Genomic DNA, 14,743 nt, shown 5'->3' on the forward strand with positions numbered 1-14,743 from the left:
CGTAGCTAAACCTTCGAACATGACTCTGGATCAGAAGTCGTTTTTTGCGGCGCTTTCAGACCAGCGGTATCAACCTCGCACCGACGAAAAAGCCCCGGACTTTCGACCGGGGCTTTCGAGTTTCAGCAACAACGAATTACGAAGCCGAACGCACCGCGCCCTGGGACGCATCGTTCGGTTGCAGCTTGAACACGTAGAACAAAACGGTCAGCAGCACCAGGAACGCCGGACCTACATAAAGTGCCACGCGAGTGTCCGGGAAGTACGCCATCAGACCGACTACCAGCACCAGGAACGCCAGCGCCAGATACGAGCTGATCGGGAACAGCCACATCTTGTACTTCAGGCCGGCCCGTTCGCTGGCGCTCAGGCCTTTGCGGAATTTGAGCTGGGCCAGCAGGATCATCACCCAGGTCCAGATCGCGCCGAAGGTGGCAATCGAAGTTACCCAGACGAAGACTTTTTCCGGAACCAGATAGTTGAGCAGCACGCCCAGCAGCAGCGCGAAGATCGACAGCAGCAACGCCCGACGCGGTACGCCGTTGCTCGAGGTGCGAGCGAAACCGGCCGGCGCCTGGCCGTTCTGCGCCAGGCTGTAGAGCATGCGTCCGGTGCTGAAGATGCCGCCATTGCACGACGACAGCGCTGCGGTAATCACCACGAAGTTGATGATGCCGGCGGCGGTCTTGATGCCCAGACGTTCAAAGGTCATCACGAACGGACTGCCCTGGGTGCCGATTTCATTCCACGGGTAGATCGACAGGATCACGAACAGCGCGCCGACGTAGAACAGCAGGATCCGCCAGAACACCGAGCCGATCGCATTCGGGATGGTCTTCTGCGGGTTCTTCGCTTCACCGGCGGTCAGGCCGATCATTTCCACGCCGAGGTAGGCGAACATCACCATCTGCAGCGACATCAACACGCCCGTCACGCCGTTGGGCATGAAGCCGCCGTGGGCCCACAGGTTGGAAATCCCCAGCGCCACGCCGTCGTTGCCGAAACCGAAAGCAATGATGCCGATGCCGCCAAGCACCATGGCAATGATGGTGACGATCTTGATCAGGGCGAACCAGAACTCGAATTCACCGAAGGCCTTCACCGCGATCAGGTTGATCGAGCCCATGCTGACCAGCGCCGCCAGCGCCCAGATCCAGCGCGGGACATCGGGGAACCAGATGCCCATGTAGACCGCCACGGCGGTGATTTCGGCGACGCAGGTCACCAGCCACAGGAACCAGTAGTTCCAGCCGGTCAGAAAGCCCGCCAGCGGGCCGAGGTAATCCTGTGCATAACGGCTGAAGGAGCCGGCGACCGGGTTGTGTACGGCCATTTCGCCGAGGGCGCGCATGATCACCAGGATCGCCAGACCGCCGATGATGTAAGACAGCATGATCGCCGGGCCGGCCATTTCGATGGCCTTGGCCGAACCGAGAAACAGACCGACACCGATGCAGGCGCCGAGCGCCATCAGGCGAATATGCCGTTCACCGAGTTCGCGTTTGAGCGGACCGCCTTGAGCGGTTTCGCCATGGGGCGGGTGATTGCCGACTGGCATGGGGGACTTCCTCGTCTTGTTATTGGATGTGACCACCGAGTGTTCAAGCGTCGGCCGATAAGCCTGCGCCTGGGTAAATACCGGCCCTGCTTCGTGGGCAGAACCGTCCCGCAGAAGCAACCTGCGGGATCAGCGGGGCGTGCAGTATAAAAAGCTTGCGACAGGTTTTTTCACTCTATAAGGCATCTGATTCAGACGTAAACCTCGTCAATTCACAGGTTTACGAGACAAACCATCCTGCATTTCGAGGATTATTCACCGCGCAAATGGGCGCCGAGTATTGCACAGCAATGGTGCAACGTCATGCCGCAACCGGGTTTGAAGATTTGTTCAGATGAAGCCGGCCACCGTTCTTCACAATTTTTTCACCGACGCCAACCACCGACTAAGCTTCAGTCAAGTCCGATCAATCTGCGTGAATGGATCAATCGACTATGGGCGCTTTGTGGCAAACCGATTCGAGTGAAAAAGTGGTTCCGACTGAACGTGTGGATGAAGCGCCTGTACCTGAAAAACCCCGTCGTAACCGGCATGGGTGGAAGGCTTTCTGGCTCCTGTTGGTGATCATTGCGATTGTCGTGGGCCTGGCTGCGATGAAGGAAATGCGCACCTCGCGTTTTCAGTCCCGGGAGGTCAGCCAGTACGCCGCCAAACTCAAGTACGAATTGCAACCGGGGCCCAGCGAAGCGATCCGCTATCCGGGCAACGGGCCATTCGACCTGCGTCTGGGCTACAGCTCGCTGGACGAATTCCTGCCGCGGCTGATCAAGCGCAACTACGTCATCACCGAGCAGACGCGCTTCTCCCCGGCCCTGCTCAACTACACCGACAAGGGCCTGTTCGTGCCCTACTCCGAAAAGATCCAGGCCGGGCTGTCGATCACCGATTGCCGCGCCGCGCCGCTGTATCAGTACAACTATCCGCAGCAGCTGTACGCAAGCTTCGACTCGATCCCGCCGGTGGTGGTCAACAGCCTGCTGTTCATCGAAAACCGCTTCCTGCTCGACCCCAGGCAACCGCTGGCCAACCCGGCGGTGGACTGGCCGCGCTTCGGCATGGCCGCGTGGTCGCAGGTTGCCAAGTTGCTGCACTTGCCAGGGCAGTCGGCCGGCGGCAGTACCCTGGCCACCCAGCTTGAGAAATACCGCCATTCACCCGATGGCCTGACGGTGTCCGGCGCGGAGAAGATCCGCCAGATGATTTCCGCCAGCGTGCGCGCCTATCAGGGCGGCCCGGACACCTTGCCGGCGCGGCAGAACATCATTCGTGACTACCTCAACAGCGTGCCGCTGTCGGCGGTGCCGGGGCATGGCGAAGTGCACGGCATGGCCGAGGGCCTGCGGGTCTGGTACGGCGCCGATTTCAACGAGGCCAACCGCAAACTATCCAGCTCAGCGACCGATCCGCAGTCCATGGCGGACAAAGGTCTGGCCCTGCGCGAAATGCTCTCGCTGATGATCGCCCAGCGCCGTCCTTCGCATTACCTGACCAAGGGCCGTGAAGAACTGGTCGAACTGACCAACAGCCACTTGCGCCTGCTCAAGCAGAACGGCGTGATCGACGCTGCCCTGGCCGATGCCGCGCTGGCCAGCACCATCAGCTATCGCGATTGGCAGACCCAGCCGACGATCCAGCCGATCGAAACCAACAAGGGCATCAGCGTCGCCCGCAGCCGGTTGGCGTCGATGCTCAACCGTCCGCTGTACGACCTCGACCGTCTCGACCTGTCGGCCACCAGCACCCTGCAGGGCGAGCTGCAAACCCAGGCCACCGCCTACCTGAAAAAACTCGCCGACCCGGCCTACGCCACCGAAGTCGGCCTGATGGGCGAACGCCTGCTGACGCCCACCAGCACCACCCAGGTGCGCTACAGCTTCACCCTGTTCGAACTGACCCCGGACGGTTCACGTGTGCGGGTGCAGACCGACAGCACCGACCAGCCGTTCGACATCAACGAAGGCAGCAAGCTGGAACTGGGCTCCACGGCCAAGATGCGAGTGCTGACCACCTACCTGCAAATCATCGCGGAGCTGCATGACAAATACGGCGCCATGACCGTGCCGGAACTGAAGAAAGTCGAGGTGCCGGATCAGGATCGCCTGAGCCAGTGGGTGATCGATTACCTGATTCAGAACAAGGATCACGACCTGTCGAAAATGCTCGGCGCCGCCCTCGACCGCAAATACTCGGCCAGCCCAGGTGAAGCGTTTTTCACCGGTGGCGGCCTGCACGTGTTCCATAACTTTCGCAAGGAAGACAACGGCCGCCTGCCGACCCTGCGCGATGCCCTGCGTGAATCGATCAACCTGCCGTTCATTCGCCTGATGCGCGATCTGGTGCGCTACACCACCTACTCCGGTCCCAACAACAGCGCCGAGCTGCTCAAGGACGATCGCGACCCGCGCCGTCAGGAATACCTCGCCTCGTTCGCCGACCGCGAAGGTACTTCGTTCCTGCTCAAGTTCTGGAAGAAGTACCGCAACAAGGACACCCAGGCCCGGCTCGACACCTTCCTCGACAGCATGCGCCCGACGCCGATCCGCATGGCCGCCGTGCACCGTTACCTGCTGCCCAACGCCAGCCAGGAAGACTTCAACACCTTTGTGCGCTCGCACCTCAAGGGCGTGAAGATCACCGAAAAACTCACCGACGAACGCCTGGAACGGCTCTACCTGGCCTACGGTCCCGGTACCTACGACCTGCCGGATCAGGGTTTCATCGCCAAGGTTCACCCATTGGACCTGTGGATGATCGGCTACCTGCTCAACCATCCCGACGCGACCTTCAAGGACATCGTCAAGGCCAGCCAGTTCGAGCGTCAGGAAGTCTACAGCTGGCTGTTCAAGAGCAAGCACAAGGGCGCCCGTGACAGCCGGATCCGCACGATGCTGGAGATCGAAGCGTTCCTCGAGATCCATCAGCGCTGGCAGAAAGTCGGCTATCCGTTCGATCACCTGGTGCCGTCGCTGGCCACCGCCATCGGCAGCTCCGGCGACCGCCCCGCTGCGCTGGCCGAGCTGATCGGCACCATTCTCAACGACGGCGTGCGTATGCCGACCCTGCGCATCGACAGCCTGCACTTTGCCGCCGGCACGCCTTACGAAACGAAACTGGTCAATGACCCTCACGTCGGCAAACGGGTGATGCCGTCCGAAGTCGCCACGGCGATGCGCGAAGCGTTGTCGCAAGTGGTGGACTCGGGGACCGCCAAACGTGTTTCCGGCAGTTTCAAATTGAACGATGGAACACCGTTGGTCATGGGTGGCAAGACTGGCACCGGTGACAACCGGATCGAAGCGATCGGCTCCGGCGGGCGGATTCTCAGCTCGAAATCGATCAACCGTACGGCCACCTTCGTGTTTTACATCGGTGACCACCATTTCGGCACGCTCACCGCGTTCGTGCCGGGGCGCTCGGCGGAGAACTTCAAGTTCACTTCTGCCCTGCCGGTGCAGGTTCTCAAGGGGATGGCACCGATTCTGATGCCATATCTGCAACCGGGCAGTGATTCGCAGTGTCTGGCGCCGCAAACAGCGACTGTGGCATCGACCACTAACTGAACCTGTGAAGGGTAATAGTTATGTGTTTTATGCATTCCAATATTCAATAAATCAGACATTAACCCGACACTTCGGCAACAGGCTTTTAAACTAATTAATCCGCTCATTGGACGTTAGGCTGAGAATTCTTTACTTATTCAAGGCCTGCACAATGACTGCAACATCCACATATAAAGGGCAACATTACGACTTAATTAAATCGCGTATCGATCCGGTCTTCAGCGATATGCAGTTACACCGTGCCCATGCGCTAGGCAATACGCCCCTCCAGCTTGAATCCTGGATGACCGATGCGTCGGCCGGCGAGCTGGAACGCATGTCGGCTGATAACCGTCGGGCGTGGGGTGCACAGAACCGAATCGACCGCCTGCTCGGGCGTCTTCAGGATATCTACGCTTTCGCCGAGCCCTTGCTCAAGGCCAGGCTGCTCGAACAGTTCCAGATCGATGTCGACGTCAAGAATACCTATCTGAGGCTATACGCTTCGGCTCAGACGCCCTGGTACGTCCATAACTTCAACAAAGCCTCCAAAGCCAGAACGGTTTCGATGCTTGATGCGGCATTGCATAACTTCGCACACGACGAGCACTATCAAAACTATTCGACTTTCATTACCAAAACCGACGTCGCACGCGACTTGTTCGACTCCTCGCCGATCAACCGGACAATCAGCGTGAGTCAGTTTCAGACGTTGTGCCGGGAACTGGACCTTGGTGCGCGCTACAGGCGCCATCTCGAAACAGTCCTGCTGGACAAGGAACCGGTAGCAGAAACGTACCTGCGCACACGGGTCGAGCAAAGCCAAAAAGCGACGCTAAAGGCCGCTGCGCAGATGGCGCGGCTCAAAAAGGACATCGGTCACAGTGCCCATGCGCTGATCCGCGAAGTGTTGCTTGGCCGTCAGACTCTCACACTGGACGGCCAGCCGATGCTGGTTTGCGACCTGGGCATGATGGATCTGACTTTCACCGGCATCCTGATCATTCGGCCGGATCCGGAACAGGCGCCTCACTCACCGAAAATGATTGCCTATGTTCCCCACGACCCGGATCACCCGCTCAAGGAATACGCCTCGACCCTGGACTTCATGCAAGAGCTGACCCGGCAACTTCGGGCCAATGCGACATCACCCTCCTCCGGGCTCAGCTACCGGCAGTTTTTCAGCCAGTTTGTCGATCATGAACAGCGTGGGCATTTTTTTGCCGGGCTCGAACAACGTCTGAGCTACGTAAAATGGTATCCGCAAGAAGCGGGCGATTCGCGTCCATCATGGCGGGAAACACCGGTGGAGAAACCGCAACTGCAATTCAGCGCACCGCCGATCCGCTCGCCGCTGTGGAAGTACCTCTTCGAGCAGCGACTCAACAAGATTCTCAACGACGCACGCGTGATTGCAGTGGCGACCGCCGACGCCGACGACAAGGCACGCTGGGCCTGGTGGGAGAATGTCCTGAAGATTGCCGGCGACATTCTCAACGTGTCGTTGTTCGTCTTGATGCCGTTCGTGCCGTATCTGGGCGTTGCGATGCTGGTCTACACGGCGTTCCAGTTGACCAATGAAGTCATCGAAAGCGCAGTGGATCTTGGTTACAGAAACTGGGTCGAAGCGGCGGAGCATGTCGTAGGTATCGTCATCGATGTGGTGCAACTGGCGGCATTTGTCGTCGGGGGCCTGGCCGCCAAAAAAATTCTGAAACTCTCGCCACTGGTCGAAGGCATGAAACCGGTGACGGGACACGACGAAAAAATCCGCTTGTGGCACACCGACCTCACGCCATACGCGCAAACAGACACTGTTCCACCGCCGGCAGCGAAACCTTCTGCCTCCGGGCTGTATCGATTTGCGGGCAAAACCTTGCTGCCTCTCGACGGTCGGCATTACGCAGTGAAATTCGATCGCAGCAACGGCCGCCATCGCGTCCAGCATCCCACTCGCCCGCAGGCGTACGCGCCACAATTGCGCCACAACGAACAGGGCGCGTGGGTACACGAGGGGGAAAAACCACAGGACTGGGACGGTTCGATTCTGATGCGCCGGTTGGGTCACAGCGTGGACGGCTACAGCGACACCGAACTGGAACACCTGCGCAGCATCAGCGGCACCTCGCCAGAATCACTGCGCCGGATGTATATGGACAACGCGCCGCCACCGGCACTGCTGGCCGATACCCTGACTCGTTTTCGGACGTGGGACGAAACCCGCAACGTCGGCCAGTTGATTCGCTCCGGACAACCACTGGCCCCGACCGCCTATTGGTTCAGCCGAATGGTCCCGGACATGCCAGGCTGGCCTGCCGACAAAGCGCTGAAGTTTTTTGAAAGCGCTGACTTGAACGGAAATTTTCACCTGTACGGCAACCCGCAAGCGACAGCCGGACAGACGCTGAGCATTGGCATGCCTGACCTGTTGGCTGGCAGGCTGCCGGAGCGGCTGACGGATTTTCTCGACGACGCCGAGATGCAGTCGTTGCTCGGCGGCAGCTACCCCAGAGCGCAACGGGCTCAGACACTGCGCAACCAACTGGCGGATGCAGTGGAGACGCGCACCCCGGAAATTTTCAACTATCAATATCAAGTCAATGATCACCTTGGCGATGCCCAGGTTCACTTGCTGCAACAACAGTTTCCACAGCTGCCCTCCCGGGTTGCCGAGGCGCTGCTGAAGGACGCGACACCGGCCGAGCAGACCATCATCCGCGAAGAACGACGTATCCCGCTGCGCCTGAAAGACCAGGCCCGGGAAAGTGCTTTTGAAGTCAGCGCGGCGCGTGCCACTGAAGGATTGTATGAGCCGGCATTACGATTGCCCGATACCGAGCGATTGATTCTTGGCGCCCTGAGGCAACGCACCGATGCCTTCGCTGATCTGCGCATTGAAGTACGTGAGCTTTTTCATGACGGCGCGCTTCGCTGCAGTGTCGGCAACGAAAAGGCCAGTACCGTGCGTGTACTGATCAGGGATCAGCGTGGCCGCTATGAAGTGCGCGATGACCGGGACAACAGTCTGCATCCGCCTGCAGATCTGTATGAAGCCATTCTGCTGGCCGTGCCCGCCGACAAGCGGGCCGCGTTGGGCTACCGCCTCGGCCAGGGGCAATCGCTCAAACAGTGGGTGCAAGTCATGAGCGAACGTCCTGCCGAACGAAGGACATTGCTCGCACGGCCGCCCATCCGCCCTCGGGTTCCTCTGCAAACCGAGCTGCTGCTGCGCGGGCCGGGGCACTCGAAAACGGCACTGAGCGTAGAGGAGAAAGTCGCAAACCTCTATCCGCATTTCGATCAGGCCGAAGCACTCGCCTTCACCCGTTCCCTGCAAGCGAACGGTGATCCCCACTCACAGATCAAACTGCTGGAACAGCAGCTTCAACGGCTCAGGCAGACACTGGAAACCTGGCGTCAGCGCTATCTGACCGAGTGGGATCCTGAAAGTCCGGACAGCACTATCCCGCGCACTTACTGGGACTATCAACGCAACGGCGGACAGTTTCTCGCCGATCGTCTGCTGGAGTGTTTCGAACGCAAGTCCGAAGTATTCGGCGAGCGCAGTCTCAGCATGCAGGAAGGTTATCGGCTGGACCTGTCCAGCGAATGGCTGCCCAAGGATATCGAGCGTTGGTGGCGACAACTGCCGGAAGAACTCAAATCCTGGTTCGAACAGATCACGACCGTGAATCTGGACGGCTCGACGTTCTCCACCAGACCGAATGGTCTGCTGAAGGACTTGCGGCATATCCGCCAATTAAGTGCCAGAAACTGTGGGCTGAGTTCTCTGCCGGACACCATCGGCCATATGCAGCAACTGGAGACCCTGCGCCTTAACGACAACCAGATTCAACTGACCCCGAGCACCGCCGAACAACTGCGCAACATGACGCGCATGGAAACCCTCAGGCTCGATCACAATCCACTGGGCATTGCGCCGAATGTCGAGCGCATGCCCCGACTCAAGGTGCTGAGCCTGATCGACACCGGCCTCGAAGGCTGGCCATCGGGCTTGTTCGACAAGCCCCGGCCACGCGGCTTTTTTCTTGATCTGGGCGCCAACTCGCTCAAGCGCATCCCGAATGTACCGCTGGGCTCCGACAGCGCACGGTTGATTGCCCGCAGCCGCGTCTATGCCGACAGACTCTCTGACGCGGTGCGTGTCAGGTACGAGCAATACAGGACATCTGTCGGCATCCCTTCGCGCATGACTTATTCCCGGGCGGCGGAAGATCTGCTGGAACGCTGGCCCGTTTTCGTCGATACCTCGTTGCGCAATGAAACGGCCGGCGTTGGCACCTATCGGCCCGAAGCCTGGCACGAGCTCGCCGAGGAGCCGAATTCCGACGGTTTCTTCACGATCATCGAAGATCTTACCCACTCGGCCGACTACACAGCGGGTGGCAAAGCCAATGATCAACTGACCGACCGCGTGTGGCGGATGATCGGCGCCATGGACATCGACACGCCATTGCGCGAAGAGCTGTTCCTGATGTCGACCGATCCCGAAGGCTGCGCTGACGCCGGCGCACAGCTGTTCAACAACATGGGGGTCAAGACACTGGCCTCTGAAGCCTACTCATACTCGACCAACCGGGCAGAGCTTGAACGCAAACTGGTGACGCTGGCCAAAAGCGCATCGCGACTTGATCAGGTAGGCGAAATCGCCCGCGCCGACATTCGCACTCGCGGAGGCAATCCCGATGAGGTCGAAGTGCACCTGGCCTATGAAACCGGACTGGCGAAAAGTCTCGACTTGCCCTGGCAGTCTGAAGACATGATGTTTCGCCCCACCGCCGGCGTCGATAACCAGACGATCACCACCGCTCGCGATACCGTGCTCGAACGCGAGGCAGGCGACGGACTGGTCAACCAGATGATTGAACAGCCGTTCTGGGAACGCTATCTGCGCGACAACTGGCCGGGCGAAATCGAATCCAACAAGCGCATGCACCTGGAAAAATTCGACTGGCTGGATGACTTGCGAACAGCCCAGACACAGTGGGTGCAAGCGGCTGACCTGCCGTCGGCACAACGTGCAGTTCTCAAAAAGAACCTCACGGATCTGGCCGACAGACTGTCGGTGCCACACAAGGAAGTGCTCACCGGGCAAGCCATGAGCGATGCCACCTATGAGCGATTGCTGCGTGACATCGGCTACCAGGAAAAACAGTTGAGCCGACAGCTCACCCGCGAAGCCATGAGCCGGGCCGGGATCTGAGTACGGTGCCCTGAAGGTAAACCTTCAGGGCATTGCAACGTTCTAGACCTCCGAATCCCAGATCACCGTGACGTTGCCGACGTAGCGTTTGCCTTTCCCGGGCTGGAGCATCTGTTCGACATGGGCACCCGGAATCTCGAAGTGCAACGTGGCCGGCGCGCGTTGCATGAAACGGGTCGGCTGGAACGCCATGGCATCGGGACTGTTGCTCAATGGACGGCGTTTGACCGGGTGGTCCGCCATGTCGGCAATGCTGTCGGGCAGGCTGACGCTCAGGAAAACCTGCGCGTCGGTCGCTCCGCTGACCGTGTCGCGCAATGCGCAGGAGGCGACGGCGGCGTACTCGCATTCGAAGTACATCTTGAAGCGTGAGGACGCCGAAATATTGAAGGTCTGGTCGCGAAACAACCGGGTCGGTTTACTGCCCTGCTGCAGCCAGGCTTGCCAGCCGCCCTGGGGTACCAGCGCAATTCTGTTGCCGCCGGGCGGGATATCGACCTTCAGCACATGTTGCACGTCGAGAAGAATCCGGAAAGTCAGGCTGGAGGTATCAGGCAACAGGTTGTTGCCGGCATCGATGTCCTGACCTGGACCCACACCATAGGTGAGCTCACCGGCGAAAATTCCCGCCGACATGCCCAGCGGGTTCGGTGTGCGAAGTTCATAGGCCACGTCGAGATAATCGTAAGTCATCCACGGGATTTCGAACGCGGACGGTTTGCTGCACACGACGTCGGACGGCGTGAACCAGAAAAACCGGTAAAACTCCGGTCCGTATGAGGCCATTGCCCCGTCTTCACAAGGTCTGGGCGCCCAGCCCCACCCCCTCCCGACCCAAAGCGCGTTATGTGACTCATATTCGCCCGAGACACCGGTCAGGTTACTTGCCGTATCGCTAAGGACATAACGCGAGCCAAATCCGCCGATCCGCACCTCTACCGTCTCGGCTTCACCGGTGACGATATTGCGCACCGTCAGGCCACGCCACTGCGCCGGCATCCTGAACATCGCGCCATCGCGCTCGGCGCTTTCCGGCCGAATGGCCTGCACCGAGGTGAAGCGCAGCGGCAGCGAGACCCCCATCAGGTTGTAGCGTCGGCAATCATTGGGGTATTGGCCGCAGTAGCCGCTCTGCGGCGTCTGGTTGATGAATGTGTTGCTCTGCGGGTTGGCGGGATCGGGAACGTAGGTGGCGCGAATCTCCTGAGTAATTGCCAGCGCTGGCGCGGAAAAAATACTTCCGCAAAAGCAAAACGCACTGATCCTTGAGCACTTGCGTACAGCTGAAACCATTGGCTGTTTCCTTGCCTGTCAGGTCGGTTGTCCTTGTCCGGCGTGCGCTGTTCATCCTGTCGGCGCCGCCACGTTGAACACGATATTGACGGTGCCGTTGTATTCACCCGGCTTGTAGCCGCCCGGTTGCTCGCGGGGGACGATTTCCAGTTGCACGCGACTGCCCGCCATTGCTTCCTCGGCCGACACCACCTGCCGGGGCGTCGGGTCCTGAGTGAGTTCCTTGCCGTTGAAACTGACATGCAACACGATGTTGTCGCGTGAATCGCCACCGGCGGTCAGGTAAGGGAAGCTCTCGAGCCGCGCTTCAATGGCACTGCCGTCGGTTTTCACATCGAAGCTCTTGCGCAACCCGAGCAACGTCGAGCTGTGGATATCCCATGGCAGGGTCTGCTCGCGATGAATCCAGTCGGCTTCGCTGGGAATCACGTAGAAACCCAGGGTCGGGATGTCTACCGACACCTCGAAAGTATGTTTTTCCTGGGCGGCGAACACTGCCGGATGAACCGACGCCGGCAGGCCCAGGCACAGCGCGATAGCGACTTGCTTGATCATCTCAGGAACCTCTGCGTGGATGACGGTGCGCGATCAACTTCCCGGTGCCCGGGCGTTGAACAACAACATCACCGTGCCGTCGTACTCCCCCGGTTTGAATCCGCCGAGCGGTTTGATCGGGTCGATTTCCAGCAAAACCCGCTTGCCCGCTGCCGCCTCGGCCTGTGACAGCACTTCACGCGGGCGGGTGTCCTGACTCAACACCACACCGTTGAATTTCACATGCAACAGAATCTCCTCGCCCGTCCGGCCGTTGGACATCGAGCCCGTACGTTCCAGACGCGCTTCGATGGCACTGCTGTCGTGGCGCACGTCGAACGACTTGCGCAAGCCACGCAAGGTCGATGTGTTGTAGTCCCAGAGCAACCGCTGCGGGCGGTGAATCCAGTCGGACTCTGCCGGAATGACGTAAAAGGTGCGACTGGGAATGGTCAGAAACACCTCGAAGTTCAACTCCTCCCGAGCCGCCCAGCCCGGGACACTTGTCAGTGCGGTTAAAGCCATCAGCGCGGCAATGGCGCATTGCTTGTTCATGATCGATACCTGGCGCGTCATTGGTGCAGGCCTTAGCGGCGTGCCACCCTGAGGTCTTTCTTGTTATCGCCTTCAACCAGTTTGAAGCGGTATTCGCGACCGGCTTCCTTGTCGAAAGCGAAGCTCTTGCCAGCCATGACGTGATGTTTGGTAGTCGCGCCGCAATCGCTTTCATCGCTCAGCGAACAGTTCTTGAACTCGTCGATGACCATCACCGTGTTGCCGTCGTTGCGGATCTCGTAACGCTCCGGGCTGTCGTTGATCACCGTGGCGAAACGCGCATCTTTGGGCCGCACGAAGAACACGATGCCGAAGCCCGTCATGACGTTGACCCCGGCCGACAGCGACTTTTTGTAGTCTTCGCGTTCATCCTGGGACACCACGAACTCATCTTCCTTTTCCGGCACCACCGGCACGAAGCGCACCCGGAAATAGCGCTCGCGATCCCGCTCTCCCATGTACAGCAAGCGCGTGCCCTGAACGCCCTGCGCCGGTACGATCAAACGCGCCGGGCTGGCCATCACGCCATTGCGCGAAGCGCCGTCATCCGCATTGGCGACGGGAATTTCCTGCGGCTTGCCATCGGCGTCATAAACGATTTCCAGCACGTTGATCTTGACGAACGCGGTGCTGTCACCGCTGTTGAAGACCCGTTTGAGATAGGTACTTTTGTCGCCGTCGAGATAGTCGTACACCGTGCCGACATTGATCTGTGGCCCGCCATGGGCCGTCATGCAGAACATCCCGGACAGCAACAGCAAAAACATTCGAGTCATGGAGCTCAACCTCATGAAAATGAAAAATGACCTGCCCCGGAGTTTCATACTTCCGAGTCGAAAATGACGGTGACGTTGCCCCAAAGCGTGCCGTTCATGCCGGGTTTGAGCAGGGATTCGATCCAACGCCGCGGAATCTGAAAGCGCAGGTTGCCGGGTTTGCGATCGACGTAGCGGGTGGGCTCGAACGGACCGAGCCAAGTGTTGTGCATCAACGTTCCGGACCAGCCGTCACTGTTACCCGGACCGACGATGCCTGCGGGTAGCGTGAGCCTGACCTCAAACTTGGAGAAGCCCACTTCATTGTTGCCAATGCCGCATTCAGACCCACCCAGTGAGTTGCAGATCATCATCACCTTGAAGCGCGACGAGGCCGATATGTGAAACAGTTGATCGCGATAGATATCGGTGGGCATACGCCCCGTTTCGATCCAGCTGCGCCAGCCGCCGGGCGGCTCCATGGTGACCTTGTCGCCGCCCGGTGGCAGGCTGACTTTCAGTTCGTGCTGCACATCAAGCACAAAATCCAGAGTCAGGTTGGCGTCATCCGCCCGAAAGAAAGGACCCATGTTGAAATCCGCGCTGCCGGGGCCGACGCTGTAGGGCAGTGAACCGGTGTACACACCGGTCGCCATGCTCAGCGGATTGGGAGTACGCAATTCGTAGGCGATATCCAGATACTCGAATTCCATATGCCCGATGTCGAAGAGTGCCACCTTGTTACAGCTGCCCAGCACGGGGGTCTTCCAGAAAAACTGGTAAGTGGTGGCGCCCGGAAAGCCGACTCCGCTGTATTCGCATGGAGGCGCGGCATAAACCCACGAACTGCCCACCCACAATTTACGATGCGCCTCCGCTTCGTTTGGCTCGCCCGTGAGTTCGGTGACAGGCTTGCTCAAGCGATATCGCGAACCGATCCCGCTGATCCGAACCTCCACCGGATGAGTCTGCTGAGTCTGCTGATTGATGACATTTACGACTCGCCAATCCGCGGGCACCTTCACCCACACGCCATTGGTCGAAAACATAGGCGTGAACGTCGAGAAGCGGATCGGTACCCGGAGACTGAACATGCCCTGATGGGCGCACTCGTCCGGGTAATCTGCGCAATAACCGCTGTTCGGCGTTTTGTTGATGAAGACGTTCTTGCTTGGCTGTGTCGGATCCGGCTGAAACAGCGCGCGGATTTCCTGATTTGCCGCTTCGGCCGGCGGCAGGCTCAGCGCGGCGAACAAGCTCAAATATCTGGTCAGCTTTTTCACGC

The 14,743-nt window shown here is 59.3% G+C and carries 8 protein-coding genes; 2 read left to right on the plus strand and 6 right to left on the minus strand.

All coding sequences use genetic code 11. The features are described from left to right. Nucleotides 1-136 precede the first annotated feature (136 nt). Nucleotides 137-1,558: an amino acid permease gene (locus CAF74_RS03265; protein ID WP_085745289.1), complete on the minus strand. Its 1,422-nt coding sequence runs from the start codon at nucleotides 1,556-1,558 to the stop codon at nucleotides 137-139. Between the two features lie 434 nt (nucleotides 1,559-1,992). Here CAF74_RS03265 and CAF74_RS03270 point away from each other — a divergent pair, with 434 nt between their 5' ends. Together CAF74_RS03270 and CAF74_RS03275 are read left to right on the plus strand one after the other, a co-directional pair. Then, a complete protein-coding gene (locus CAF74_RS03270; RefSeq protein ID WP_085745290.1) occupies nucleotides 1,993-5,118 on the plus strand; it encodes a transglycosylase domain-containing protein in 3,126 nt (1,041 codons plus the stop codon). Between the two features lie 283 nt (nucleotides 5,119-5,401). After that, on the plus strand, nucleotides 5,402-10,321 hold the full coding sequence (locus CAF74_RS03275; protein WP_371857316.1) for an NEL-type E3 ubiquitin ligase domain-containing protein: 4,920 nt from the start codon (nucleotides 5,402-5,404) through the stop codon (nucleotides 10,319-10,321). A 42-nt stretch (nucleotides 10,322-10,363) separates the two neighbouring features. Here the strand turns inward: CAF74_RS03275 and CAF74_RS03280 are convergent, their stop codons facing one another. The 5 genes from CAF74_RS03280 to CAF74_RS03300 are packed head-to-tail and all read right to left on the minus strand — an operon-like array spanning nucleotide 10,364 to nucleotide 14,741. After that, entirely contained in the window at nucleotides 10,364-11,614 is a 1,251-nt protein-coding gene (locus CAF74_RS03280) for a hypothetical protein (RefSeq protein ID WP_085745292.1), read from the minus strand. A gap of 51 nt (nucleotides 11,615-11,665) precedes the next feature. Next, nucleotides 11,666-12,169, minus strand: coding sequence for a CS1 type fimbrial major subunit (locus CAF74_RS03285; RefSeq protein WP_085745293.1), 504 nt, complete (start codon nucleotides 12,167-12,169; stop codon nucleotides 11,666-11,668). A gap of 33 nt (nucleotides 12,170-12,202) precedes the next feature. After that, nucleotides 12,203-12,703, minus strand: coding sequence for a CS1 type fimbrial major subunit (locus CAF74_RS03290; RefSeq protein ID WP_085745427.1), 501 nt, complete (start codon nucleotides 12,701-12,703; stop codon nucleotides 12,203-12,205). A gap of 32 nt (nucleotides 12,704-12,735) precedes the next feature. Further along, nucleotides 12,736-13,479: a pilus assembly protein gene (locus tag CAF74_RS03295; RefSeq protein ID WP_085745294.1), complete on the minus strand. Its 744-nt coding sequence runs from the start codon at nucleotides 13,477-13,479 to the stop codon at nucleotides 12,736-12,738. Nucleotides 13,480-13,523: 44 nt separating this feature from the next. Next, nucleotides 13,524-14,741: a hypothetical protein gene (locus CAF74_RS03300; protein ID WP_371857317.1), complete on the minus strand. Its 1,218-nt coding sequence runs from the start codon at nucleotides 14,739-14,741 to the stop codon at nucleotides 13,524-13,526. Nucleotides 14,742-14,743 lie beyond the last annotated feature (2 nt).

Source organism: Pseudomonas sp. R45(2017), from assembly GCF_002112305.1.
Classification (GTDB): domain Bacteria; phylum Pseudomonadota; class Gammaproteobacteria; order Pseudomonadales; family Pseudomonadaceae; genus Aquipseudomonas; species Aquipseudomonas paraglycinae.

Coding starts and splice junctions, on each gene's coding strand:
- CAF74_RS03265 (WP_085745289.1), bottom strand. CDS start 1,558: ATGCCAGTCGGCAATCACCCGCCCCATGGCGAAACCGCTCAAGGCGGT.
- CAF74_RS03270 (WP_085745290.1), top strand. CDS start 1,993: ATGGGCGCTTTGTGGCAAACCGATTCGAGTGAAAAAGTGGTTCCGACT.
- CAF74_RS03275 (WP_371857316.1), top strand. CDS start 5,402: ATGACCGATGCGTCGGCCGGCGAGCTGGAACGCATGTCGGCTGATAAC.
- CAF74_RS03280 (WP_085745292.1), bottom strand. CDS start 11,614: ATGGTTTCAGCTGTACGCAAGTGCTCAAGGATCAGTGCGTTTTGCTTT.
- CAF74_RS03285 (WP_085745293.1), bottom strand. CDS start 12,169: ATGATCAAGCAAGTCGCTATCGCGCTGTGCCTGGGCCTGCCGGCGTCG.
- CAF74_RS03290 (WP_085745427.1), bottom strand. CDS start 12,703: ATGAACAAGCAATGCGCCATTGCCGCGCTGATGGCTTTAACCGCACTG.
- CAF74_RS03295 (WP_085745294.1), bottom strand. CDS start 13,479: ATGACTCGAATGTTTTTGCTGTTGCTGTCCGGGATGTTCTGCATGACG.